Annotated in this window: 18 protein-coding genes and 1 tRNA gene; 15 read left to right on the top strand and 4 right to left on the bottom strand. The window is 40.7% G+C overall.

Annotation, left to right across the window (positions count from 1 at the left end):
* Positions 1–2: 2 nt before the first annotated feature.
* Complete coding sequence (locus J1G40_RS08490; protein ID WP_265242192.1) at positions 3–998, bottom strand: isoaspartyl peptidase/L-asparaginase family protein; 996 nt, start codon at positions 996–998, stop codon at positions 3–5.
* A 42-nt stretch (positions 999–1,040) separates the two neighbouring features.
* On the opposite strand from J1G40_RS08490, the gene J1G40_RS08485 reads away from it, so the two are divergent.
* The 3 genes from J1G40_RS08485 to J1G40_RS08475 all read left to right on the top strand — a co-directional run bounded on the left by J1G40_RS08485 (position 1,041) and on the right by J1G40_RS08475 (position 3,437).
* Positions 1,041–1,763, top strand: a complete 723-nt coding sequence (locus J1G40_RS08485) for a copper homeostasis protein CutC (RefSeq protein WP_265242191.1) — start codon at positions 1,041–1,043, stop codon at positions 1,761–1,763.
* 58 nt (positions 1,764–1,821) lie between these two features.
* Entirely contained in the window at positions 1,822–3,048 is a 1,227-nt protein-coding gene (locus J1G40_RS08480; protein WP_265242190.1) for a metallophosphoesterase, read from the top strand.
* 92 nt (positions 3,049–3,140) lie between these two features.
* A complete protein-coding gene (locus J1G40_RS08475; protein ID WP_265242189.1) occupies positions 3,141–3,437 on the top strand; it encodes a thioredoxin family protein in 297 nt (98 codons plus the stop codon).
* Between the two features lie 50 nt (positions 3,438–3,487).
* Here the strand turns inward: J1G40_RS08475 and J1G40_RS08470 are convergent, their stop codons facing one another.
* Entirely contained in the window at positions 3,488–6,811 is a 3,324-nt protein-coding gene (locus tag J1G40_RS08470; protein WP_265242188.1) for a DUF2723 domain-containing protein, read from the bottom strand.
* Positions 6,812–7,074: 263 nt separating this feature from the next.
* On the opposite strand from J1G40_RS08470, the gene J1G40_RS08465 reads away from it, so the two are divergent.
* Positions 7,075–7,146 (top strand) — tRNA-Gln (locus tag J1G40_RS08465).
* Between the two features lie 418 nt (positions 7,147–7,564).
* On the opposite strand, the gene J1G40_RS08460 is transcribed toward J1G40_RS08465, so the two are convergent.
* Positions 7,565–8,983, bottom strand: a complete 1,419-nt coding sequence (locus tag J1G40_RS08460; protein ID WP_265242187.1) for a cation:proton antiporter — start codon at positions 8,981–8,983, stop codon at positions 7,565–7,567.
* Positions 8,984–9,241: 258 nt separating this feature from the next.
* On the opposite strand from J1G40_RS08460, the gene rimP reads away from it, so the two are divergent.
* From rimP to infB, 3 genes are read left to right on the top strand one after another with little or no spacing between them, the layout of a single operon-like run.
* Positions 9,242–9,703 carry a ribosome assembly cofactor RimP gene (gene rimP, locus J1G40_RS08455; protein WP_265242186.1) on the top strand — a complete coding sequence of 154 codons (462 nt, stop codon included), beginning with the start codon at positions 9,242–9,244 and terminating at the stop codon, positions 9,701–9,703.
* Positions 9,704–9,715: 12 nt separating this feature from the next.
* Positions 9,716–10,948, top strand: a complete 1,233-nt coding sequence (gene nusA, locus J1G40_RS08450; protein WP_265242185.1) for a transcription termination factor NusA — start codon at positions 9,716–9,718, stop codon at positions 10,946–10,948.
* Between the two features lie 42 nt (positions 10,949–10,990).
* Positions 10,991–13,690, top strand: coding sequence for a translation initiation factor IF-2 (gene infB / locus J1G40_RS08445; RefSeq protein WP_265242184.1), 2,700 nt, complete (start codon positions 10,991–10,993; stop codon positions 13,688–13,690).
* Between the two features lie 43 nt (positions 13,691–13,733).
* Here the strand turns inward: infB and J1G40_RS08440 are convergent, their stop codons facing one another.
* Positions 13,734–14,144: an SPOR domain-containing protein gene (locus J1G40_RS08440; RefSeq protein WP_265242183.1), complete on the bottom strand. Its 411-nt coding sequence runs from the start codon at positions 14,142–14,144 to the stop codon at positions 13,734–13,736.
* A 217-nt stretch (positions 14,145–14,361) separates the two neighbouring features.
* On the opposite strand from J1G40_RS08440, the gene J1G40_RS08435 reads away from it, so the two are divergent.
* From J1G40_RS08435 to J1G40_RS08400, 8 genes are read left to right on the top strand one after another with little or no spacing between them, the layout of a single operon-like run.
* Entirely contained in the window at positions 14,362–15,744 is a 1,383-nt protein-coding gene (locus J1G40_RS08435; protein ID WP_265242182.1) for a c-type cytochrome, read from the top strand.
* A 24-nt stretch (positions 15,745–15,768) separates the two neighbouring features.
* Positions 15,769–18,900: a TAT-variant-translocated molybdopterin oxidoreductase gene (locus tag J1G40_RS08430; protein ID WP_265242181.1), complete on the top strand. Its 3,132-nt coding sequence runs from the start codon at positions 15,769–15,771 to the stop codon at positions 18,898–18,900.
* Between the two features lie 33 nt (positions 18,901–18,933).
* A complete protein-coding gene (nrfD, locus tag J1G40_RS08425; protein ID WP_265242180.1) occupies positions 18,934–20,664 on the top strand; it encodes an NrfD/PsrC family molybdoenzyme membrane anchor subunit in 1,731 nt (576 codons plus the stop codon).
* A gap of 2 nt (positions 20,665–20,666) precedes the next feature.
* On the top strand, positions 20,667–21,188 hold the full coding sequence (locus J1G40_RS08420) for a DUF3341 domain-containing protein (protein ID WP_265242179.1): 522 nt from the start codon (positions 20,667–20,669) through the stop codon (positions 21,186–21,188).
* Positions 21,189–21,197: 9 nt separating this feature from the next.
* The gene (locus J1G40_RS08415) at positions 21,198–21,758 is read left to right on the top strand and encodes a c-type cytochrome (protein ID WP_265242178.1); all 561 of its coding nucleotides are present in this window, start codon (positions 21,198–21,200) and stop codon (positions 21,756–21,758) included.
* A 16-nt stretch (positions 21,759–21,774) separates the two neighbouring features.
* A complete protein-coding gene (locus tag J1G40_RS08410; RefSeq protein ID WP_265242177.1) occupies positions 21,775–23,079 on the top strand; it encodes a quinol:cytochrome C oxidoreductase in 1,305 nt (434 codons plus the stop codon).
* 30 nt (positions 23,080–23,109) lie between these two features.
* Positions 23,110–24,168 (top strand): cytochrome c oxidase subunit II, encoded by a 1,059-nt coding sequence (locus J1G40_RS08405; RefSeq protein WP_265242176.1) that lies wholly within the window; start codon positions 23,110–23,112, stop codon positions 24,166–24,168.
* Positions 24,169–24,210: 42 nt separating this feature from the next.
* Positions 24,211–26,034: a cbb3-type cytochrome c oxidase subunit I gene (locus tag J1G40_RS08400; protein ID WP_265242175.1), complete on the top strand. Its 1,824-nt coding sequence runs from the start codon at positions 24,211–24,213 to the stop codon at positions 26,032–26,034.
* Positions 26,035–26,111: the final 77 nt, after the last annotated feature.

Genomic DNA, 26,111 nt, shown 5'->3' with positions numbered 1-26,111 from the left:
AATCAGGCCTTAATATGACTTTTGGATGGGGTGTTAATATGGCCATCTTTATTGTAGGTCCTGTAGCTAAAACCAGGCTGTATGCAGTACCCTCCAGTCTCCCCTTTTTTATTAACCGCAATAAATCCAATTTGAAAATTGAGTTTGCCTCTATTTTTTTCAATTATCCTGTTTACACCTTCCTCACAAGCTTGCTGAGGAGTTTTTCCCTGCCTCATTAATTCTACAATAAGAAAACTGCCTACCGTTCTTACAACTTCTTCTCCTACCCCTGTTGCCGTTGCACCACCAACTTGATTGTCTATAAACAGTCCGGCTCCAATAATTGGTGAATCACCAACACGACCACTAATCTTATATGCCATTCCACTGGTTGTACATGCTCCGGCAATGTCTCCATTTTTATCTATGGCCAGCATCCCAATGGTATCGTGATTTTCTATATTGATTACAGGTTGATATTTTGAGGTTTTTTTCCATTCCAACCATTCCTTTTTAGATTTTTCTGTCAGCAGGTCCTCTTTTTTGAAGCCTTTTTCATAGGCAAATTGCTCTGCCCCTAAACCTGCAAGCATTACATGCGGGGTGTCTTCCATTACTTTTCTGGCAACGGATATAGGGTGTGAAATATTTTGCATACACAATACCGCCCCGCAATTGCTGTCTTTGTCCATAATACAGGCATCTAAAGTTACTCTGCCTTCCCGGTCTGGCCTGCCGCCCTTGCCTACAGTCTGGTTCTCAACGTCTGCCTCTTCTACCATTACTCCTTGTTCCACAGCATCCAGTGCAACGCCTCCTTTTCTGAGCACTTCCCAGGCTTTAGCTGTAGCGTTTGAGACATCCCAGGTGGCAATGACTATTGGCGTTGTAGTCTGGGTGGTTTTAGCGGTATCGATTTCGCTACGATTTTTTTTATCACCAGCGGCTATTACAGATGTTGATATCAGCCCGGCGGCTGCGGCACTTGAATTTTTGAGAAAATTTCTTCGTTTCATCGGATATGGATGTTTACTTTTATGTAGCTAAATATAATCAATATGATTGTAGAAGTATGTGCCAACTCATTGCAATCTGCCCTGAATGCTCAGCTTGCCGGGGCAGATAGAATTGAACTCTGTTCCGAACTTGGGGTAGGGGGTATTACACCCTCTTATGGTTTGCTTAAAAAAGTAAAAGAAGTAATTAGGCTACCAGTACATGTGTTGATCCGCCCACGGAGTGGTGATTTTATGTATTCGGATTCGGAGTTTCAGATTATGAAAGTGAATATTTTGCAGTGTCGTGAAATGGGTTTTGAAGGAATAGTATCAGGCGTGTTGAATTCCGATTTTACAATTGATATGCCAAGAACTTCGGAGTTGCGGCAATTAGCTGGTGATATGACTTTTACATTTCATCGTGCATTTGACTGGATTAAAGACCCTATTGTTGGCTTAGTTCAACTAGAGAAGTTAGGTATTCAGTATGTGCTTAGCTCCGGGCAAAAGCCATCGGCTCCTGAAGGGATTTCACTTTTGAAGCAACTTCATGAAAAAAGCACCGATTGCAAAATAATGCCGGGCGCAGGAATTAATGAGCTTTCTGTCCATGAATTTATTGAGGCAGGATTTGAAGCCATTCATCTGTCTGGGACCAAATTTCACAGGACTTTACCTTTTCTTCCGGAAGTTCCAATGAATTCCGCTGCATTCTTACGTGAGGATTATTTGGCCGTTACAGATCCCGATAGAATTAGAGAAATAGTAAAAAGAGTTAAATAAAACAGAAAAGCACTCTGTCCAAAGCTACTAATCAAATATCTTTGCAAAAAAAGCCACCATGCTACGCTGGATAATTTTCGTAACGATTTATTTCATAATGGCATTTTATACCTTGCAGGCCTTAAAAACAGCAACAAGGTATCCATGGGTGTATTACGTAATGGCTGTAATCTCGCTTATAATCCTGGGAAATTTTATTTATCAGTTTAGTTGGGGCGAACAGGCAGGTAGAGTACTTAGCAGGCCCAAAAGTTATGCATTTGGATTTCTTCTGGCCATTCTCACGTTTAAACTGATCACCATCATCTTCCTTTTCTCAGAAGATATCTTCCGTTTTATTTCTGCAAGTTATCACAAGCTCTCGGGCAGCAGTACAGAATTTAGCCTGCCAACACGGAGAAGGTTTCTCAGTATGATGGCCCTTGGTATAGCAGCGGTTCCTTTCGGAGCCCTTCTTTACGGAATGTATAAAGGAAAGTATAATTTTAAAGTACTGAATTATACGATGGAATTTGATGATTTACCAGATGCTTTTAACGGTTATAAGATCACCCAGATCTCAGATATCCACAGTGGCAGTTTCGACGATAGAAAGAAAATAGAATACGGGGTAGATCTCATAAATAGTCAACAGAGTGATGTAATCTGCTTTACTGGTGATATGGTGAATAATAAAGCTGAGGAAATGGAACCCTGGGCCGATTTATTTTCAACATTAAAAGCTCCTGATGGTAAGTTCTCTATTCTTGGTAATCACGACTATGGAGACTACGTGCAATGGGAAACTGTAGAGGAGAAGTCAAAAAATTTGGAAGATTTAAAGCAGATGCAGAAAGAAATGGGCTTTGATTTACTTTTGAATGAACACCGTTTGCTGTCGAAAGGAAAAGATAAACTGGCATTGATTGGTGTGGAGAATTGGGGCAAAGGGTTTAAATCCGTAGGCGATTTAAATAAGGCTATCGATGGACTGGGTAACGGCCATTTTCGCATCCTTTTAAGCCATGACCCCACACACTGGCAGGAAGAAGTAATTCAGCACGATAATCATTTTCACCTTACACTAAGCGGACATACTCATGGCATGCAGTTTGGAATAGAGATTCCTGGTATAATAAAATGGAGTCCTGTAAAATGGCGATACAAGTATTGGGCAGGGGTGTATGAAGAATTGGGTCAGTTTATTAATGTGAACAGAGGATTTGGATTTATCGGGTATCCCGGAAGAGTTGGAATTTGGCCAGAGATAACCGTAATTACGCTTAAAAAGAAGTCGTTATCGTAAATATTGGCCTTTACCAGGGCTACAAAATGACCGCTGTCATTATATTTTTCACATTTTTTCTTACATTTGATGCTTAACCCAATGAATTACATATGTCTAAATTTGGCGAACTTATAGATCTAAAGGTTCCTGTTTTGCTCGACTTCTATGCGGAATGGAACGAACAATCTACTGCTATGCATCCGGTTTTGAGAGACGTGGCAGCTGCATTGGGAGATAAAGGCAAGGTAATAAAGATTGATGTTGACAAAAACAAGGAATTGTCTCAGGCATTAAGAGTTAAGGGCTTACCAACCCTGATGATCTACAAAAAGGGAGAAATGGTTTGGCGCCAGAGCGGTGAACAAGATGCCAATACGCTTATAGGTATCCTTAACGAGTACCTGTAAGCATATTTAGCTAACCCGGGGATCATTAGCAAACTATCTTATCTACAGAATTAATTTTGAGGTGCAACAGTACTGTCTGTGGTATTCTCAACTGGAACACTATCTGGTATATCTGGATCCGATTGCTGTGCCGGTGGAACTTCCTCCAAAAGTTCATCCTGATAGAAATGACTAAACTGATCTATATGTTCATTAAAAATCAGGGTTTCTTTTTCCGCCATTTCCCTGTCGTTATTTTCAATCAGAATATCAATATTACGTCTGTAGGCTTCCATATCCGAAATAATATCTTCAATTTTTGCATACTGCTCATCAAGCGGAATACCGGCGTAGTATTCTAATCTGTCCTGATAGATATTTTTCAATTTCTTAAACAGATCTCTGGCTTTATTGGTTTCACCCACCTTATAATACCCATCTACATAAGGCTCAACAAAAGTGTAAAAGGCAAAATGTTCTACAGGCATATTGGTCATTGCCAGGTTAAGAATGTCTTTCGCTTTGTCTATCTTGTTTTCGTTGATGAGCGTTTCCACCAATCGGGCAAGATTGCTCCTGATTGATAGTCCCTGCGTTCTGGTTTGTGGATCGTGGTAAATATCAGAACTACCAGAATTGCCCCAGTCCCAATTCATCACAATATCGTACATGAGTTCAGTATCTATTCTGCCCATCTCGAAGGAACTTCTGTTAGTTGTCTTAATGGGCACCAATTTATACGCCTGACCGTCTAATTGAAGATAATCTTTCATCCAGATGTATTCTGCTTTATCAAAGCTTCCTCCGGAAAAATATATTGGGCGCTCCCAATTGTTGTTTGCCATTATATCCAACATCAATATCCTGTTTTTTGGTAAGGCACTTTCAGGAAGATCTATATCGATATAATCTACTATTAGGGCGGAATCTTTTTCCTTTACCAGTCCGGTCTCAAGCACGTTTTTCTTGTTTACCGGAATTCGGATCTTGTTGGTAGGATAATAAACCAGATCTAATGTGCTCTCAGCATATTCGCTAAGATCTGCACCCCTTTGCTCTAAAAAGTATTTCAGTTTGGTCTGTGGTTTGTTACTGCCTACCCAATTCATAAAATCCTTTATATCCCACCTTTTTTCAGCTATACCAGGAAGTGGTTGATAGTAAATGACATCCCTGTTGCCATACCTGTAAAGGTCATGTGTAAGTTGTGATGGTATGGGGTCACTTTCATACGCTTTCCTCTTCATTTGGTCTACATACCAATCTGTTGCAAATAAGCTGGTACAAATAACCCTTACATCTGTTCTATGCCCTTCAATTTCCTGGGCATACCAAAGCGGAAAAGTGTCATTATCGCCGATGGTAAAAATCATTGCCCCGGCATCTTTCTGACAAGAGTCCAGATAGGCCATTGCACTTGCCCTGGCGGTATATCTGTTAGCCCTGTTATGATCGTCCCAGTTCTGAAAAGCCATTACGCCGGGTACGGCCAGCAAGCATACCCCCAAAACAACAGGGGCCAGAATTTTTGGTTTCAGCCATTTTTTAAATTCGTCAAACAGGCCATAGACTCCAAGACCTATCCAAAGTGCAAAAATATAGAAAGAACCTACCAGGGAGTAGTCCCTTTCCCTTGGCTGAAATATATAGGGGTTGGTATAAAACTGAATAGCGATCCCGGTAAACATAAAGAAGACAAAGAGCACCCAGAATTGTTTGGGATTTTTAGAGATCTGAAAAATTAATCCTACAATCCCCAGGAGCAAGGGCAGAAAGAAATAGGTGTTTCTTCCTTTATTGGCCAACATATCATCTGGCAGATTCTCCTGACTACCCAATCTGATACTATCTAAAAAGCCAATGCCACTGATCCATTCTCCATTTCCATTATATCTTCCCTGAATATCGTCTTGTTTCCCAACAAAATTCCACATAAAATAACGCCAGTACATATAGCCGAACTGGAACTGCACCATGTATTTTATATTCTGCCAAACTGATGGGGGTTGTACTTCCAGGTAATCACTGAATTGTTTAAGAAAACCTATGTACTGAGATTCGTCAATTTCTCCATTGGCAAAGCCCGTCTTGAGTTGTGCAACCGCCTGTCTGAGTTCTTCATTGGAAGATTTCATTTTAAAATCGGGAGGCCCAAAATATTTAATATAATTCTCGGCGTGTTGATCGCTCCACATACGGGGCAGTACTCCTCTGTGGTCCAGATTGGGTCCCTGCATGGCATCCTTGTATTTATTTACAATGATATATTTGCCCAACGCCTTGTCTTTCTCGTATTTTGGTTTGTCATCCTTATCTTCTCCTGGTGCTGCAAACAGATCTGTGTAATAGGTGCCATAAACAGGGCTGTCTACCCCCGGATATTGCTCCCTGTTGTAATATGCAAGTAACGACCTGGCGTCAGAAGGATTATTTTCATTAATAACAACGTTGGCATTAGCTCTGATAGGAAGCATCAACCAGGAAGAAAATCCCAGCAGAAGAAACATACCGCAGAGCACCAGGGTATTGGCCGTTTTGTAATTGTTTTTTCTGGTATAACTCAGCCCATAATAGAAAACTCCGGCAAAAACCAGCCCCATAATAATTGTCCCTGAATTAAAAGGGAGTCCGATGCTATTAATAAAGAAAACTTCGCTCCATCCGAAAAGCTTCAGGACATAGGTGAGCGAAAATTTGTAGACCAACATTAAGACCGCGATTACCGCAATATTGGCAAGTAAGAAGTTTTTAACCGTGGTGGTTTTATATTTTTTGAAATAATAGAGTAATCCTATGGAGGGGATGGCTAAAAACCCCATAAACTGCACCCCAAATGTGAGTCCGACCACAAAAGAAATAAGTACCAGCCAGCGATTCCCCCTGGGGTGGTCCAGATTGTCTGTCCATTTTAGTCCCATCCACAATAGGCTGGCCATTACCAGACTGGCCATGGCATATACTTCGGTCTCAACTGCATTAAACCAAAAACTATCAGAAAAAGTGAAAGCCAGTGCACCTACAGCCCCACTTCCCAATACGGCGATACTTCTGGAATTGTTGAGTTTTTCTTTAGCAATTAATTTTCTGGTAAGATTGGTGATGGTCCAGAACATAAAGAGCACTGTAAAGGCGCTGGAGACCACAGCCATATAGTTAACCATCATTGCCACCTGGTCCGGGGCAAAGGCAAACATAGCAAAAAATGCCCCTATCATTTGGAGCAAAGGAGCACCTGGTGGGTGTGCTACCTGTAATTTTGCAGAGGTGGTAATATACTCCCCGGCATCCCAAAAACTGCCAGTGGGTTCAACCGTAAGACTATAAGTAATAAATGCTATAAAAAAAACGACCCATCCTATGATGGAGTCCCATTTTTCAAAGTTTTTTGAAAACATGCAAATTGTTGTTTTAATGAAACCCCTTTTTAAAACCCTGGGGTTTTAAAAAGAATAAGTTGAACTCTCCCCGGATTTTAGCCGGATCTTTATTATAACATATACTATGTTGATGGGCGAATTTACTAATAAATATAGATATGGTAGTATCTTTTTTATAAACCTTTAACAGCATTGACAGATGTAATTTTTAAGATTATTGTTCCCTAAATTATTTGGCGAAACCAAAGTTTGTCTTAAATTTGCAGGCTCTTAAAAGGTACTGGCCTATGGTGTAATTGGCAACACAGCTGGTTTTGGTCCAGTCGTTCTAGGTTCGAGTCCTAGTAGGCCAACGAAGTTGGACAGACCCAGTGATAACTCACTGGGTTTTTTTGTGCAACAAAAATTAGGCTGAGAAGCTGGTGCCGAGCAGAGTGAAGGTAACTCTGGAAGACCAACAGAAATGGAGTTGCCAGACGAGAAATAGCTGGAGTATTTAGAAGGTATCGCGGCTAGCTATAAATAAGCAATTGCCAAGTTTCATTCCGAATTTTGGGTAGCGATTGCAAGAATATTTCAGTGTTATTGATTAGATTATAATTGGGGCGGGGTTGGAAACCCCAATTTCGGCCTAATTAAATATTTGTCCACTGCTAACTGCTAACTGCTAACTGCTAACTGTTTACTGCTAACTGTTTATTGCTAACTGTTTATTGCTAATTGCTAACTGTTTATTGCTAACTGTTTATTGCTAACTGTTTATTGAGTAAACTACCCCTCGTAATTCCGGTCTTGCTGGTCATTAGGATTTGTATCGGGAGTTTCAGGGGGCTCTATGGTCTCATTGTTATCCTGACCAGATGTTTCTTCATTATCTCCAATTTCCCAGGTCTCAGGATTCTCCGTTATAACACTTTCTGATGCTTCTTCTGTGCTTTCTCTCAAAGCATCCTCAGCCTGGTTTCTTGCCAGCACTTCCTTGTCTATCTCGTCGAGCAAGGTGTTCATTTTACGTTTGTCTTTTATCATGGCCCAGGTCATAATCAGGCTGGTAGCGATAATAACAAATAAGAGCACCCCTGATTCAAAGGATTCCACTTTTGCCTGAGCCGGGATCGCATAAAATAATAAAACGGTGATCAGACCCCTGGGGGCAATAAATAACTGTGGCAAAATATCCTTGCCGAAAAACAGTCTTAAAAGCAAAAACCGTATGGCATATATAGATAGAATTATCAGGATGCTTATTATGGCCACATTAAGGCTGAATAAAGAGGCTATTGCAATAGATAACCCAAAGATCACAAAGAAAAAAGTACGGATAACAAATGCCGTTTCTAAAGTAATGATGTGCAATTCATGGTAGATCTGCTTCATTTTATTATTATCCAGAAAGATGGCCGTTTTCCCGGGGAAAAATAGATTAATGTTCTTTACGATAAGCCCAAAAATTAAAATTATAATCAGGGATGACAAATGCATCTTCTTGCCTATTGCATAAAGCAACAAGAGTACGGCGATTAGTAAAAATAGTTTTGCCTGGCTCTTAATTCGCTGAAAAATCAGGATGATGCCATAACTGGCCACTACAGCGATAATTATAGTAAGAACAATATTGCCCGCAAACCCGGCAACGCCAGCATCCTGTGAAGGGTCCAGCCCTCCTGTTAAAAAATAGAACATCATAATCCCCATAATATCAGAGAAGGTGCTCTCGTAAATGTGAAATTCCTTTTTAGCTGCTGTTAATCCTCCAACACTGGGAATAATTATAGCACTGGAAAGGATAGATAAAGGGGTGGCATAAAGCCAGGCGGATTGCATGGTCATTTCAGGTGTAAACTGATAAATTATAAGCGCAGCAACCCAGGCAGAACCAACAAGACCAATCAGCGCAATTGCCATAGATTTAATAATGGGCCATAGTTTTTCCTTTTTGAGCTCAAGTTCCAGAGCGGCTTCAAGGACAATCATAATTAATCCAATGGTCCCCAGTACTTCCAGTGAGCTGTCAAATTCTGGCAGAGTGGGTTCAAAATATTTTAATACATATTGGAGTATAATACCCAATACTATTAGCATTAGTACAGAGGGGATATTGGTTTTCTTAGATATCCCATTGAACCAGAAAGAAATAATAACTATGGCAGATAATTCGATTATGAGGTTGTACGAAGAAAATATTTCCATATCTATCGGATGGTTTTTATGTAGTTTCCAATGGGGTATTTAAAAATACCATTAAATCTATAATTAAATTCAAAACCCGGGTAAATAATAAACTTGAGCAGCAGCTTTTTGGTATAGAAATAATCAAAAAAAGTTGTATATTTGCGCCACTGAAAGGATATCAATGTATTCATGAGGGGACAATTTGTCCCCTCTTTTATTAGCGATAAGTTATCATTGATGATGGGTTTCAGTACGTGAGCAGGTAAATAGATCTCTATGTTTAAGGAAAAAGTTGCGGCCCTATTGGAGAAGGCTTTGGAGGAGGATGAATCGCTTTTTTTGATTGATTTTGAAATCACTCCTGCCAATACAATATATGTTGTTTTAGACGGTGATAAAGGGGTTAGCCTCAAAGATTGTATTAAGGTAAGCAGGGCAATTGAACATAATCTTGATAGAGAGGAAACAGATTTCTCTCTTGAAGTTACTTCTGCAGGAGCAACCTCGGCCATAGTGCTACCAAGGCAGTATAAAAAGAATATAGGCAGGAAGTTGAAGGTGGTTACGGCGGGTGCTACTCTGGAAGGTAATCTTACAGATGTCTCACCTGATAGTATTACACTTGAATGGAAAGCAAGAGAACCCAAACCCGTTGGAAAGGGTAAAGTTACAGTTCAGAAAAAGCAGCAAATTGCCTTTTCTGAAATTGAAGAAGCTAAAGTTGTATTAAAATTTTAATTGTAGATCAAAATGGAAAATATTGCGCTGATCGAATCTTTCTCAGAGTTTAAAGACGATAAGTTCATAGACAGGGTTACGCTTATGGCAATTTTGGAAGAGGTTTTCAGAAGTGCCCTCAAAAGAAAATTTGGTTCGGATGAAAACTTCGATATAATTATCAATCCAGACAAAGGGGATTTGGAGATTTGGAGAAATCGGGTGGTTGTTGAAGACGGAGAAGTAGAGGATCCCAATGAGGAAATATCGCTATCAGAGGCGCGAAAAATAGAGCCCGATTTTGAGGTTGGTGAAGATGTTTCAGAAGAAGTTAAATTAATAGATCTTGGAAGGCGGGCAATTCTGGCACTGCGTCAAAACCTTATTTCCAAGATCCACGAGCACGATAATACTACCATTTACAAACAATTTAAGGATCTGGAAGGGGAGATTTACACCTCAGAAGTACATCATATCAGGCATAAAGCTATTATCCTGTTAGATGACGAAGGCAATGAAATCATCTTACCTAAGGACAAACAAATACCATCAGATTTCTTCAGGAAAGGTGATAATGTTAGAGGGATAATTGAAAGCGTTGAGTTGAAAGGCAACAAGCCTATGATTATAATGTCAAGAACCTCTCCGATCTTCCTTGAGCAGCTATTTTTCCAGGAGATACCGGAAGTTTTTGATGGGCTGATTACTATTAAGAAAGCCGTGAGAATACCCGGGGAGAAAGCTAAGGTAGCAGTAGATTCTTATGATGATAGAATAGATCCTGTAGGTGCCTGTGTGGGAATGAAAGGCTCGCGTATTCACGGTATTGTTAGAGAACTTGGAAATGAGAATATAGATGTGATCAACTGGACAAATAACCCTCAATTAATGGTTACCAGAGCATTGAGTCCGGCCAGGGTTTCATCGGTCAAGTTAAACGATGAGAAAATGACGGCTCAGGTATATTTAAAGCCGGAGGAAGTTTCCAAGGCAATTGGAAGAGGTGGTCACAATATTAGGTTGGCTGGCCAATTGACAGGTTATGAGATTGATGTATTCCGTGAAGGTGTTGAAGAAGATGTGGAGCTAACAGAATTTTCTGATGAAATAGATGCCTGGATTATCGATGAACTTAAGAAAATCGGTATGGATACTGCAAGAAGTGTTTTGGAACAGGACGTAAATGATCTTATAAAACGTACAGATTTAGAAGAGGAAACTATTTTGGAGGTTGTGCGTATACTTAAAGAAGAATTTGAAGATTAAGCTATATATTAGCAGCAAAATATTAGGAATAGGAATAAGTGTATGGCAGAAAATGCAACAATAAGGCTTAATAAAGTTTTAAGAGAACTTAATATTTCACTCGATAGGGCGGTGGACTACCTTGCGTCTCAAGGACACGAGATTGTAGCCAGGCCTACAACTAAAATATCGGATGAAGTATATCAGGTTCTTTTGGATGAGTTCCAGACGGACATGAGCAAGAAAGTTGCATCCAAGGAAGTCGGAGAAGAGAAGCGTAAGGAAAAAGAAGCTTTACGAATTCAACTGGAACAGGAACAGGAAGAAAAAAGACTGGCCAGAGAAAAAAGAGCAGCCTCCAGGGAAGTTGTTAAAGCAAAGGCAGAACTTAGCGGCCCTAAACAGGTTGGTAAGATAGAGCTGGATCCTAAGAAGGAGGAAAAACCGGCAGCAAAGAAGGCCGAGGTAAAGGAAGAAGCTAAAGAGATCAGTAAGCCGGAGGTTAAGGCTGTTGAAACTGAAACTCCCAGCCCCAAACCTGTCGAGGAGAAAGAGGTGGTCAAGGCAAAAGAGGAGCCTAAGAAAGAAGTAGCAGCGGAAGAAGAAGTAAAAGAAGCTCCTAAGTCTATTGAGACACAATACAAAAAGCTTTCCGGTCCAAAAATAATGGGCGATAAAATTGATCTTACCAAGTTTAATAAGCCCAAGAAAAAAACTGAACCAGTTAAGAAAGCTGACGATGCTGACAAGAAGAAAAGAAGGAAGAGAATTGTTAGTAATAAAGGACCTCAGGGTAATGGAAGAGGTCGTGGAGGAATTAAAAAAGGACAGCGATTTACATCTACACCAAAAGTAGAGCCTACAGAGGAAGAAGTACAAAAGCAGGTTAGGGAAACCCTCGAAAAATTGCAGGGGAAATCCAAAAAAGGAAAAGGTGCTAAATACCGTAGAGAGAAAAGGGATCAGCATAGGGAACAGACAGAAAAAGATCTGGAACAACTAGAACTGGAAAGTAAGATCCTGAAAGTTACCGAGTTTGTAACTGCAGGAGAAGTGGCAACTATGATGGATGTTGCAACTACCGAGATTATTTCTGCGTGTATGTCACTGGGGATTATGGTTACCATGAACCAGAGACTGGATGCCGAAACACTTTCCATAGTCGCAGAAGAATTTGGATATGAAGTAGAATTCGTAACTGCTGAGATAGAGGATGCAATTGAGGAAGAAGTTGATGCTCCTGAAGATCTTAAATCTAGAGCTCCTATCGTAACTGTTATGGGTCATGTAGACCACGGTAAAACCTCCTTACTGGATTATATCCGCGAGGAAAATGTAATTGCAGGAGAAAGTGGAGGTATAACACAGCACATAGGTGCATATGGAGTAACACTCGAAGATGGTCAGAAAATCACCTTCCTGGATACTCCCGGTCACGAGGCATTTACAGCGATGAGGGCACGTGGAGCCCAGGTGACTGATATTGCTATTATTGTGATTGCTGCAGATGATGATATTATGCCTCAGACGAAGGAAGCTATCAGTCATGCACAGGCAGCAGGGGTTCCTCTTGTTTTTGCTATAAATAAGATAGACCGGCCAACAGCTAATCCGGAAAAGATAAAAGAAGGTTTGGCTAATATGAATCTTTTGGTCGAAGACTGGGGAGGAAAAATACAATCTCATGATATTTCTGCCAAAACAGGGGACGGGATAAAGGAACTCCTTGAAAAAGTTTTATTAGAGGCAGAACTCTTAGAATTGCAGGCTAACCCTGATAAACTGGCAACAGGAACCGTAGTGGAGGCTTTCCTGGATAAAGGTAGAGGATATGTTTCTACTATTCTTGTTCAGGCAGGAACCTTGGAAATAGGCGACTATGTGCTGGCAGGAACGTGTAGTGGTAAGATCAAAGCCATGCAGGATGAGCGCGGTAAATCTGTGAAGAAAGCAGGCCCTTCCACACCGATATCCATTCTTGGATTAGACGGTGCTCCTCAGGCAGGTGATAAGTTTAATGTGCTGGAAGATGAGAAAGAGGCCAAACAAATTGCTGCAAAACGCAGCCAGTTGTTAAGGGAACAATCTGTTAGAACACAAAGGCATATTACTTTAGATGAAATTGGAAGAAGAATTGCCCTGGGCGACTTTAAAGAATTGAACATTATTCTTAAAGGAGATGTTGACGGTTCTGTTGAAGCCCTGACAGATTCTTTCCAAAAACTATCTACAGATGAGATCCAGGTAAATATTATTCATAAGGGGGTAGGAGCCATTACCGAATCTGATGTGCTATTGGCTTCGGCTTCTGATGCTATTGTTATTGGTTTTAATGTCAGACCAATGGGTAACGCAAGGGATATAGCTGATAAGGAAGAAATTGATATCAGAATGTACTCTATTATTTATGATGCCATAAATGATCTGAAAGATGCGATGGAAGGAATGCTTTCTCCGGAAATGAAGGAAGAAATTACCGGAACAGCTGAAATTAGGGAAACCTTTAAAATTTCCAAGGTGGGAACTATTGCAGGTTGTATGGTAACCAGTGGGAAAATATTCAGAAACTCCAATATACGACTCATAAGAGATGGAGTGGTTATCTATACCGGAGAATTCTCATCACTTAAAAGGTTTAAAGACGATGTGAAAGAAGTCGCTAAAGGCTACGACTGTGGTTTGCAGATTAAAAACTACAATGAGATTAAGGTAGGAGATATTGTTGAAGCCTTCCAGGAAGTAGCAGTTAAAAAGACCTTGTAATTTTCTATAACAAAATTGAAGATACCTATAATAAGACTTCGGATTATTCTCCGGAGTCTTTCTTTTTAAAGTATTGCGTTTTTTCGGGCTTCAATAGCAGTGAAGCAGGATATTTTTTTCTGACTTCAAGAAATTTGCGTTCAGCTTCTAGTTTGGTCCGGAATTTTCCAACGTGAACTCGATAAGTAGGAGAATCAAATACTATTTTGGATCCCCAACCCGGGAAATCAACATCAGCCTCTGTTTTCAATTCCTCGGCCTCGTCATAGGAGCCAAATCCTATTTGAACAGTATAGTAATTGGCGCTGGAATTTACAGCTTTGTAGATTTGCAATAACTGTGCTATTCTTTTGTCCTGATCAATGGAAACATTGCCGTTCTGGGCACTTCCGACCATAGAGACTACTAGCGTTAGTAGTAAGGTGATGCTTGTTTTTAATCCTATTTGCTTCATATTGATGTTACTAGCTTGCAAAGGTAATTTTTTAAAATTAAACATTATAAATCGGCTTTATTTAGAATAAATATAAATTATAAATTATCAAACCCTTAACATTTCGCAAATAAAGTCTATGTCGTATTTTTGCGTGAATTTGAGCGACGATAACCAACCTAAATAATCTAGCTTACAGGAATTATCGTGCCAAGATTTCGATTGAAATATTTTGAATATGAAAAAGGTTCCGTACCGCTATCAAATTTCTAAATTTTTTGGGTTCAGTATAGTAGTTCTACTACTCCTTTCCTCTTCACTTTATGCACAAGAAGAAGCTTCTCCTGATGCTGTTCAGGATGTAGCCGAATCTGCAGCTGCCGATACTGGAGCAGACGCGGCGAAAGGAAAACAACTATTTAATCAGAATTGTGCTGCATGTCATGCTCTTAACAGGAAAATGACCGGGCCTGCACTCGCCAATGTTGAGGCACGCCTTGCGGAGGATGAGGGTCTGGACAAGGAGTGGTTATACACCTGGATTAAAAACAGTCCGGGAATGATCTCTGCAGGAGATGCTTACGCCAACAAAATTTATGCGGAATACAATCAGGCCGCAATGACGGCTTTTCCAACTTTATCCGATCAGGATATTGATGATATTCTTGCTTATACAGCGGCACCACCGCCTGCGGCAGCAGTAGCTGCGGCAGCCACTGCAACAGACGGAGCCGGAGGTGGGCAATCTTCAGGGATTTCAAATGAAGTTATACTTGGAGCCCTGGCATTGGTTTTTGGACTGTTGGTGATGATGTTGTTTTTGGTGAACAATACCCTTCGCAGAATAGCCGAGGCTAATGGAGTTGAATTAGAAAGGGCCAAAGCTGAAAAAAGAATGCCGATTTGGAAAGCATTTGCTCAGAATCAATTTCTGGTTCTTGTTTCCTCAATTTTACTTTTATTGGCAGGAGCATATTTTGCATACGGTTGGATGATGCAACTGGGAATTGACCAGGGATACGAGCCAATTCAGCCTATACACTATTCGCATAAAATTCATGCAGGAGACAATAAAATAGAATGTAAGTACTGTCATTCTTCCGCAAGAGTCTCTAAGCATTCCGGTATTCCTTCCTTAAATGTATGTATGAATTGCCATAAGTCTATTTATGAGTACAAAGGAAATCCTGAAGGACCAAGTGCAGAAGATATTGCCAATGGGTATACCAATGAATTCTATACCGGTGAAATCAAAAAATTGTACAAAGCGGTTGGTTGGGATGAAGAGGAACAAAGATATACCGGTGAAACACAACCAGTAGAATGGGTCAGGGTACATAATTTACCAGATTTTGTATACTTCAATCACTCACAGCACGTAAGCGTTGCAGGGATAGAATGTCAAACTTGTCACGGTCCTATTGAAGAGATGGAAATTGTCAGTCAGTTTTCACCTTTAACTATGGGTTGGTGTGTTAATTGCCACAAGGAAACCAATGTTAAGATAGAAGGCAATGCGTATTATGATAAGATACACGAAGAGCTTTCTAAAAAATATGGAGTAGACAAACTTACAGCCGCACAAATGGGTGGTTTGGAATGTGGTAAGTGTCACTATTAATAAAGATAATTACAGATAGATCGTATGGCATCAAGCAAGAAATACTGGAAGAGCGAAGCGGAATTACGTCCGAACGATTCCATTGTTGAGGCGCTAAGACAGAACGAATTTCCGGAAGAGATACCGGTAGATGATTTTTTAGGCGATAAGGAAACACTTACAGCTACCGCAACTAATAGAAGGGATTTTCTGAAATATATAGGATTTAGTACAGCCGCTGCTTCTTTGGCAGCATGTGAAGGTCCTGTTCGCAAATCTATCCCTTATGTGGTAAAACCTGTAGACATTGTTCCGGGGATAGCCAATTATTACGCTACTACTATCGCCAATGGTTTTGACTTTGCCAATATTTTGGTAAAGACCAGAGAAGGTCGGCCGATCAAAATTGAAAATAATACAGATGCCAGGTTAACGGGCGGGGCAAATGCCAGAGTGCAGGCTTCTGTGCTATCATTATACGATAGTACCAGAATTCAGGGGCCTTTGTTCAATGGAGAGCCTGTAGACTGGTCTGATTTAGATGCGGCTGCCAAAGCCAAATTTGGATCACTAAAAGATTCGGGCAAACAAATAGCATTGCTTACACAAACTTATGCGAGTCCGTCTACCGATAAACTAATTGCCGATTTCACCACTGCATTTGGCAATGTAAGTCATGTTACTTATGATTCCATTTCAGAAGATGCAGCATTAAATGCATTTGAATCGAGCTATGGCAAAAGAGCACTTCCAAATTACGATTTTGAGAAGGCTGATGTCATCGTCTCTTTTGGTGCAGACTTCCTTGCAGACTGGCAAGGCGGAGGTTTTGATAGTGGGTATTCTAAAGGAAGGGTCCCAAATAAAGGCAAAATGTCTAAACACTACCAGTTTGAGGCCAATATGTCTCTTACCGGTGCAAATGCCGATAAGCGCGTACCACTGGCACCAAGCAAGCAAAAATTAGCGCTGGCTAAATTATACGGTAAGCTCAATGGAACTTCAGTAGGAGGCGACTTAGGAGAGGCAGTTGAAAGAACTTTAGATAATATTGTAAAGGAAATTGCCAATAATAAAAGTGCCGCATTGGTGGTCACTGGTTTGGAAGATAATGACGCCCAGGCAGTTGCACTGGCAATTAATGAGATGCTTTCTAGCAAGGCTATGGACGTAACTTCTCCAAGATATGTTCGTCAGGGAAGTGTAAAAGGACTAAGTCAGTTAGTAACTGATATGAAAGCGGGTAAGATTGGAGCTCTTATTATGGATGGGGTTAATCCTATGTACAGCTTACCCAATGCTGCAGATTTTCAGGAAGGAATAGAGCAAGTGGATCTGTCTATTGCTTTTTCAACAAATTGGAATGAGACCACTGCCGTAGCTAATTATACAGCGGCCAGTAATCATTATTTAGAATCATGGGGTGATGCCCATTTACAAGAAGGGCATTACAGTCTTATTCAACCTACCATAAAGGAGTTGTTTGATACCAGACAATTTCAGAGTTGCCTGCTAAATTGGATGGGTGACGACAAGAGTTATTACGAATATGTAAAAGAAACCTGGACCACATCTATCCTGGGAGGAACAAATTGGGACAAGGCATTGCATGATGGCGTATTTTCTGCCATGGAGGGTGATGTTTCGGATCCTGTTGATACAGCTCAGGATGCCATGGATAAGGAAACCTCTGTTGATAGTGAGGATGCGGCTGAAACTGCCGTTCTACCCATTGCAAATGCTATCCGGAATTTAGCTGCAGCTACTTCTGACGGAATGGAGTTGACACTTTATTCCAAGGTAGGGATGGGAGATGGTCAGCAAGCCAGTAACCCATGGTTACAAGAATTCCCGGATCCTATTTCACGGGTTTCCTGGGATAACTACCTGACGGTTTCCAAGGCGGATGCGCAGGCGCTTGGCTTTGAAAATGAAAATGTTGCTAATGGTGGTTTGGATGGAAGCTATGCTAATATCACTGTTAATGGTGTAAGCCTTGAAAATGTTCCTGTTATTATTCAGCCAGGCCAGGCAGAAGGTACTATCGGGCTTTCGTTTGGATATGGCAAGGAAGCAGGCCTGAAAGATGAGATGAGAGTAGGGGTTAACGCCTTTAAATTGTACCAGGGATTCTCTAATGTACAATCTGCTACGATAGAAAAAGCTGCCGGCATGCATGAATTTGCTTGTGTACAGCTTCATAAGACCCTAATGGGCAGGGGAGATATTATTAAAGAGACTACGCTCGAGATTTTCAATACAAAAGATCATTCAGAATGGAACCATGTACCTCAGGTATCATTGAACCATCAGGAAGTTCCTGCCACAACGGTAGATCTTTGGGATAGTTTTGACAGGTCTATCGGACACCATTTTAATATGTCTATAGATCTTAATGCTTGTACCGGATGTGGTGCATGCGTTATTGCCTGTCATGCAGAAAACAACGTTCCTGTTGTTGGGAAAGCCGAGGTGAGAATGTCCAGAGATATGCACTGGCTCAGAATAGACAGGTACTATTCTTCGGAAGACACCTTTGAGGGGGATAATACTAAGAAAGATGAATTCTCAGGAGCTTTTGAATCCAAAACCGGATTCGAGGAAATGGAAGATCCTGCTGCAAACCCGCAAGTGGCCTTTCAGCCAGTAATGTGTCAGCATTGCAACCATGCTCCATGTGAAACAGTTTGTCCGGTAGCGGCTACTTCTCATAGTCGCCAGGGTCAGAACCATATGGCGTATAACAGATGTGTTGGTACGCGTTATTGCGCTAACAACTGTCCGTATAAAGTAAGAAGGTTTAACTGGTTCCTATATAACAACAACGACGAATTTGATTATAACATGAATAATGACCTGGGTAAAATGGTCATTAATCCTGACGTTAATGTTCGTTCCCGAGGTGTGATGGAAAAATGTTCTATGTGTATCCAGATGACACAGAAGACCATTCTTGATGCTAAAAGGGAAGGACGTATGATCAAAGATGGAGAGTTCCAGACAGCTTGTTCCAATGCATGTAGCAACGGGGCCATTGTTTTTGGAGATGTAAATGACTCTGAGAGCAAGGTTTCAGAACTTGCAGAAAGTAACAGAATGTACCACCTACTCGAAAGTGTAGGAACCAAACCAAATGTGTTCTATCATGTAAAAGTGAGAAACACAGACGAAGCTTAATTAAGAAAGAGAACGTAACTATAATATAATTTTATGGCGTCGCATTACGAAGCACCAATACGTAAACCCTTAGTCCTTGGAGATAAAGGCTACCACGACGTTTCTGTAGATATTGCAGCACCGGTAGAAAGAAGGGCCAACAAGCAATGGTGGATTGTTTTTTCCATAGCATTGGCGGCATTTCTTTGGGGGATTGGATGTATTGTTTATACCATATCAACGGGTATTGGAACCTGGGGACTTAACAAAACAGTAGGTTGGGCCTGGGACATTACCAACTTTGTTTGGTGGGTAGGTATTGGTCATGCCGGTACATTGATCTCGGCAGTACTCTTATTGTTCAGACAGAAATGGAGAATGGCAATCAACCGGTCTGCAGAGGCTATGACGATATTTTCTGTTATCCAGGCAGGTCTGTTCCCTATTATTCACATGGGAAGACCATGGTTAGGATACTGGGTACTTCCAATTCCCAATCAGTTTGGATCGCTTTGGGTAAACTTTAATTCCCCTTTGCTATGGGACGTATTTGCAATTTCTACGTATTTGTCTGTTTCACTTGTTTTCTGGTGGACGGGCTTACTTCCGGATTTCGCAATGATCCGTGACAGAGCGGTTAAACCTTTTCAAAAGAAAATTTATAGCCTGGTAAGTTTTGGCTGGACAGGGCGTGCAAAAGATTGGCAACGATTTGAAGAAGTGTCTCTGGTTTTGGCTGGGTTGGCTACACCACTGGTACTTTCTGTACATACCATTGTATCTTTTGACTTTGCTACCTCGGTTATTCCTGGTTGGCATACCACCATATTTCCTCCATATTTTGTTGCCGGGGCTATCTTTTCTGGATTTGCCATGGTACAAACGCTTCTGATAATTATGAGGAAAGTGTGCCGTCTGGAAGCCTATATTACCGTGCAGCACATAGAATTGATGAACATAGTTATTATGATCACCGGTTCAATAGTTGGTTGTGCCTATATCACCGAACTATTTATAGCCTGGTATTCTGGAGTGGAGTATGAACAATACGCCTTCCTCAACAGGGCAACAGGTCCTTATTGGTGGTCCTATTTATTAATGATGAGCTGTAATGTGCTTTCACCACAGATAATGTGGTTTAAGAAGATCAGGACAAGTATAGTAGTATCGTTTATTATTTCCATTGTAGTGAATATCGGAATGTGGTTCGAGCGGTTTGTGATCATTGTCACTTCCCTGCACAGAGATTACCTTCCTTCTTCATGGACGATGTTTTCTCCAACCTTCGTTGATATTGGAATATTCATTGGAACAATTGGATTTTTCTTTACGCTCTTCCTTTTATATGCCAGGACGTTCCCTGTTATTGCTCAGGCAGAGGTAAAATCTATTCTTAAATCATCAGGAGAACGATATAAAAAATTACGCGATGCAGGGCAACCCCTATATCAAATAAACAAAGGGGCAAATGTTACCTCATCTGTTACTGAAGCGGAATCAACAACCGACGACGATACGGGAACGGAAAAAGTCTCTTCTCTCTTGGATACACTAGGTTCATTTGATGCAACAAAAGAGACTGCGGACGATTTAAAAAAGGTGAAGGGTATTGGTCCTCAAATGGAACAGACGCTCAACCAGATTGGGATATTTACTTTTGCGCAAGTGAGCAGAATGACCGAAAAGGAATACAACCTGTTGGATGAAATCACCGGTTCTTTCCCTGGCAGGGCGCAAAGAGACGATTGGGCAGGACAGGCTAACAGACTAAATAATAAAGACTAGATATGGCTTCCAAAGTTATACATGCATATTACGACGATGACGATGTGTTGATGCACGCAGTAAAGAAAGTGAAAGCTGCTAATCACCATATTGAGGAAGTATATTGTCCTTTCCCTGTTCATGGGTTAGACAAAGCTATGGGCCTTGCACCTACAAGAATAGCAATTACGTCATTCATGTACGGTTGTCTGGGATTAATAGTTGCTATTGTAATGATGAATTACATTATGATTACAGACTGGCCACAGGATATAGGTGGTAAACCCAGTTTTAGTTATATGGAAAATATGCCTGCATTTGTTCCAATAATGTTCGAAATGACAGTATTTTTTGCAGCCCATTTAATGGTGATCACTTTTTATTTACGCAGTAGATTATGGCCATTTAAAAAAGCTGAAAATCCCGATGTAAGAACAACGGATGACCATTTTGTAATGGAAATAGGAATTCATGATAATGAGGCAGCCTTAAAAGAGTTGTTGTCGGATACCGGTGCCGTAGAGATAAATAGTTTAGAAAAGTAGTCGTTTACTATGAACAATTTAAGCAAAATAGGATTTGTATTTGGTTTGGTGGTAATGCTTGCTTCCTGCAAGTCGGATAATGCCCCCAATTACCAGTACTTTCCAGACATGTATGAACCAGTAGGGTACGAAACCTATGGAAAGGTGAGTTTTTTGCCAGATGGTATGGCAGCAATGCAGCCTGCAGAAAATACTATACCCAGAGGATTTATGCCCAATAGTATTCCAAATGACCTTGAAGGAAGGGAATTGGCCAGGCTACAGCCTAGTCCATTAGATTCTTTGCAAAGCGAAGCCAATCTTGCGACAGGAAAGGAACTCTATGATATTTACTGTGCAATTTGTCATGGTAACCAGGGCAATGGGCAGGGAAATCTGGTAAAAAGAGAAAAGATACTCGGAGTACCTAGTTATGACGATGCGGCGAGGAATATTACTGTAGGAAGCACTTATCACGTAATTTATTACGGTTTAAACTCTATGGGATCCTATGCCGGGCAATTGAACCATGACGAACGTTGGCAAGTATCAGAATACGTGATGAAATTGAAGGAAGACTTAACAAAATAATACATAGACTTAAAATATGTACACCTTTTCTAACAGACTTAAAATTGGATCCATTATACTGATGATCCTGGGCGCAATTGGCCTGGGCATAGGCTTTGTATCCGCCCCATCTACAGTTGAAGAAGCCAAGGAAATGGTCGCAGCACAGGATGACGGCCATGGTGGCGGGCATGAAGCAGCAGCCTCAGAACATGGAGAAGAAGTTGCTCATGATGCATCTCACGATGAGCATGTATTTCATCAATTGCAGAACAGACCATGGTCTGCACTATATGTTGCCGCATTTTTCTTCTTTATGATTGCGTTAGGGGTATTGGCTTTTTACGCGGTACAGCGAGCATCACAAGCAGGATGGTCCCCTATGTTATTTAGAGTAATGGAAGGTATTACAGCCTATTTGGTGCCAGGAGGAATTGCGGTATTTGTGATCCTTGTTCTTTCAGTTCTGCATATGAATCATATGTTCCCATGGATGGATGCCGACGTAGTGGCGCATGATAAATTATTACAGAATAAAGCAGGATACCTTAACCCGACTTTCTTTCTGATTAGGGCTGCAATTTTCTTGGGTGGATGGATATTGTACAGGGAATACTCCAGAAAATTCTCTCTGGCACAGGATGAAGCCGACGATAATAGTAACTTTAAGAAGAACTTCAGGATTTCAGCTGCTTTTCTGGTATTTTATTTAATTTCAGAATCAATAATGTCCTGGGATTGGATAATGAGTGTTGATCCACACTGGTTTAGTACCTTGTTTGGATGGTATGTTTTTGCCAGTATGTTTGTATCTGGGATTACTGTAATAGCAATGGTAAGTATTTACCTAAAATCTAAGGGTTATTTACCAGATGTGAATGACAGCCATATTCACGATCTCGCAAAATTTATGTTTGGAATAAGTATCTTCTGGACTTACCTGTGGTTTGGCCAGTTTATGCTGATATGGTACGCAAATATTCCTGAGGAGGTGACATATTTCGTAACGAGGATAGAAGATTATAAATTGCCATTCTTTGGAATGGTAGCCATGAATTTTGTTTTCCCATTGTTATTGCTAATGAATAGCGATTACAAAAGGGTAAATTGGTTTGTCATAATGGCTGGCATCGTAATTCTTGCAGGGCACTATTTGGATGTATTTAACATGATAATGCCCGCTACCGTTGGAGATCAATGGTATATAGGAATACCTGAAATAGGCGGAATATTGTTCTTTGCCGGGTTGTTTATTTTCTGGGTGTTCAGGACCTTGACCAAGGCTCCTTTACAACCAAAACGCAACCCTTATATAGAGGAAAGTAGGCAATTTCATTATTAGTAAGTTTAAAGTATAATATCAGTTCATACAATGACTACATTATTGATCATAGCTGTTTTAGTTTTAGTGGCAGTTGCAATTTGGCAAATGACCAAAATATTTGAATTGTCACAACTTAAGACAGAATATGCTGAAGTGGCAAGTGAAAGAGACAACAGGTACAATGGATACCTTATGTTTGTTTTCCTGATCTTTATTTACGGGATCACCATATTCAGTTTTTGGAAATACAGTAAAGTTTTGCTTCCTGAGGCCTCTTCGGCCCATGGTGCAGACTATGATTATCTGATGCTGGTTTCATTCGTAATCATCTTTATAGTGCAGACTTTAACACAGGCTTTATTGCATTATTTCGCCTATAAGTACAGAGGAGAGAAAGGTAAAAAGGCTTTGTATTATGCAGATAATGACAGACTGGAATTTATCTGGACCATAATTCCTGTAATTGTTCTTGCAGGGTTAATCTTGTGGGGCCTGTATTCCTGGACGAATATAATGGATATAAATGATGAAGATGATCCTTTAATTGTAGAGCTATACGCACAGCAATTTAATTGGACTGCCAGATACGGAGGTGCAGATAATGTTCTTGGAGGAGCTAATGTCAGAAGGATAGATATAGACAAGGCAAATGTTTTAGGCCTGGATGAGGCTGATCCAAATGCCGCTGACGATGTGATCGTGAAGGAATTACACCTGCCAGTAGGTAGAAAGGTGAATTTTAAATTTCGATCGCAAGATGTACTGCATTCTGCCTATATGCCACATTTCAGGGCCCAAATGAATTGCGTTCCCGGAATGACTACCGAATTCTCTTTTACACCAATTACAACCACAGAGCAGATAAGACAAAACCCGGATGTAATAGACAAAGTAAAAAGAACAAATAAAATCAGAGCGGAAAGAGCAGCTAATGGTGAACCTAACTCCGATCCATGGGAGTACGATTATGTGCTGATATGTAATAAGATCTGTGGTAAATCTCATTATAATATGCAGATGAAAATCATTGTGGAGACAGAGGAAGAGTACAATCAGTGGATGGCAGAACAGCAGACCTTTCAGCAGACCATGGCTTCCATGCAGTAAGCGATAATAAAAGAATTATAATAGTAGAATTAAAATATTGATATGTCAGGAACAGGACACGAACACGAAGATGATCACTCTCACGATCACGGACATCATCATAAAGAGACATTTGTAACCAAATTCATCTTTAGCCAGGATCATAAAATGATCTCTAAGCAGTATTTGATTACTGGTTTGATAATGGGCTTTATCGGAATTGCTATGTCCATAATGTTTCGGATGCAATTGGCCTGGCCAGGAGAGGAAATTCCTGTATTTGAAGCTATTTTAGGGAGATGGGCTCCGGACGGAGTAATGGATGCTGATATCTATCTGGCACTCGTTACTATTCATGGAACCATCATGGTGTTCTTTGTGCTTACCGCAGGGCTTAGTGGTACTTTTAGTAACTTATTAATTCCGCTTCAATGTGGTGCAAGGGATATGGCATCTGGATTTTTGAATATGCTGTCTTATTGGATGTTCTTTCTTTCCAGTGTTATCATGACGCTTTCTTTATTTGTGGAAGCTGGCCCTGCAGCAGCAGGGTGGACCATTTACCCACCCCTTAGTGCCCTTCCTATGGCCCAACCAGGCTCTGGAATGGGGATGACACTTTGGTTAGTATCTATGGCTATTTTCATTGCATCCTCCCTTCTGGGATCGCTAAACTATATTGTTACAGTGATAAACCTTAGAACCAAGGGGATGTCTATGACCAGACTACCACTAACTATCTGGGCATTTTTGGTTACCGCAGTAATAGGGGTTATTTCATTCCCGGTATTATTATCTGCCGCTTTACTGCTTATAATGGACAGGAGTTTTGGTACCTCCTTCTTTCTGTCAGACATATTTATTCAGGGAGAAGTATTGCACTACCAGGGAGGTTCCCCGGTATTGTTTGAGCACCTTTTCTGGTTCCTTGGCCACCCGGAAGTATATATTGTAATTCTTCCGGCGATGGGAATGGTTTCCGAAGTGATGTCTGTTAATGCGCGGAAACCCATATTTGGATATCGCGCCATGATTGCCTCTATACTGGCGATTGCCTTTTTGTCTACTATTGTTTGGGGACATCATATGTTTATTTCCGGAATGAATCCATTCCTTGGTTCTGTATTTACATTTACCACCCTTTTAATTGCAATTCCTTCAGCTGTTAAAGCCTTTAACTGGATTACCACCCTTTGGAAAGGTAATCTGCAGTTAAATGCCGGAATGCTCTTTTCTATAGGGATGGTATCTACCTTTATTACTGGAGGCCTTACAGGAATAATTCTGGGAGATAGTACCTTGGATATCAACGTACACGACACCTATTTTGTCGTTGCTCACTTCCATTTGGTAATGGGTATTTCGGCATTGTACGGATTATTTGCCGGGGTATATCATTGGTTCCCTAAAATGTTCCAGGGACGGATGATGAATAAGAATTTAGGGTATGTACATTTCTGGATTACGGCAGTAGGATCTTATGGTATTTTCTTCCCAATGCATTTTGTGGGGATGGCCGGTGTTCCGAGAAGGTATTACGAAAATACAGCATTCCCAATGTTCGATGAGCTTACAGATGTACAGGTGCTGATGACCGTATTTGCCATTATTACTGCCGCAGCGCAGTTGGTATTTGCCTATAACTTTATTGTCAGCATATTTTATGGAAAACGAGGACCGCAGAATCCATGGCAGGCGAATACCCTGGAATGGACAGCTCCTCAGGAACACTTCCATGGAAATTGGCATGGTGCTATACCCGAGGTTCATCGCTGGGCATATGACTACAGTAAAACCGATGATAATGGGGAATACATTATTCCCGGACAAGATTTTGTGCCACAGACGGTTCCAATGAAAGAAGGAGAAGAGGAACTGCATCACTAAACAAGAAATATTTACAAAATAAATTTGGCCCATCTTTTGATGGGCTTTTTTATGGTGATTGGTGTTGCGAAGTGCAA

It is taken from the genome of Muriicola sp. Z0-33, assembly GCF_026126425.1.
GTDB lineage: Bacteria > Bacteroidota > Bacteroidia > Flavobacteriales > Flavobacteriaceae > JAFMPW01.
This window is presented reverse-complemented; position numbering and strand designations above follow the sequence as displayed.

Excerpts from the sequence above, each read along its gene's own strand:
- J1G40_RS08440 (WP_265242183.1), bottom strand. The coding sequence starts at position 14,144 with ATGAAGCAAATAGGATTAAAAACAAGCATCACCTTACTACTAACGCTA.
- rimP (WP_265242186.1), top strand. The coding sequence starts at position 9,242 with ATGTTTAAGGAAAAAGTTGCGGCCCTATTGGAGAAGGCTTTGGAGGAG.
- J1G40_RS08475 (WP_265242189.1), top strand. The coding sequence starts at position 3,141 with ATGTCTAAATTTGGCGAACTTATAGATCTAAAGGTTCCTGTTTTGCTC.
- J1G40_RS08470 (WP_265242188.1), bottom strand. The coding sequence starts at position 6,811 with ATGTTTTCAAAAAACTTTGAAAAATGGGACTCCATCATAGGATGGGTC.
- J1G40_RS08405 (WP_265242176.1), top strand. The coding sequence starts at position 23,110 with ATGACTACATTATTGATCATAGCTGTTTTAGTTTTAGTGGCAGTTGCA.
- J1G40_RS08435 (WP_265242182.1), top strand. The coding sequence starts at position 14,362 with ATGAAAAAGGTTCCGTACCGCTATCAAATTTCTAAATTTTTTGGGTTC.
- J1G40_RS08415 (WP_265242178.1), top strand. The coding sequence starts at position 21,198 with ATGAACAATTTAAGCAAAATAGGATTTGTATTTGGTTTGGTGGTAATG.
- J1G40_RS08420 (WP_265242179.1), top strand. The coding sequence starts at position 20,667 with ATGGCTTCCAAAGTTATACATGCATATTACGACGATGACGATGTGTTG.
- nrfD (WP_265242180.1), top strand. The coding sequence starts at position 18,934 with ATGGCGTCGCATTACGAAGCACCAATACGTAAACCCTTAGTCCTTGGA.
- J1G40_RS08490 (WP_265242192.1), bottom strand. The coding sequence starts at position 998 with ATGAAACGAAGAAATTTTCTCAAAAATTCAAGTGCCGCAGCCGCCGGG.
- J1G40_RS08430 (WP_265242181.1), top strand. The coding sequence starts at position 15,769 with ATGGCATCAAGCAAGAAATACTGGAAGAGCGAAGCGGAATTACGTCCG.
- J1G40_RS08480 (WP_265242190.1), top strand. The coding sequence starts at position 1,822 with ATGCTACGCTGGATAATTTTCGTAACGATTTATTTCATAATGGCATTT.
- J1G40_RS08460 (WP_265242187.1), bottom strand. The coding sequence starts at position 8,983 with ATGGAAATATTTTCTTCGTACAACCTCATAATCGAATTATCTGCCATA.
- infB (WP_265242184.1), top strand. The coding sequence starts at position 10,991 with ATGGCAGAAAATGCAACAATAAGGCTTAATAAAGTTTTAAGAGAACTT.
- J1G40_RS08485 (WP_265242191.1), top strand. The coding sequence starts at position 1,041 with ATGATTGTAGAAGTATGTGCCAACTCATTGCAATCTGCCCTGAATGCT.
- J1G40_RS08400 (WP_265242175.1), top strand. The coding sequence starts at position 24,211 with ATGTCAGGAACAGGACACGAACACGAAGATGATCACTCTCACGATCAC.
- nusA (WP_265242185.1), top strand. The coding sequence starts at position 9,716 with ATGGAAAATATTGCGCTGATCGAATCTTTCTCAGAGTTTAAAGACGAT.
- J1G40_RS08410 (WP_265242177.1), top strand. The coding sequence starts at position 21,775 with ATGTACACCTTTTCTAACAGACTTAAAATTGGATCCATTATACTGATG.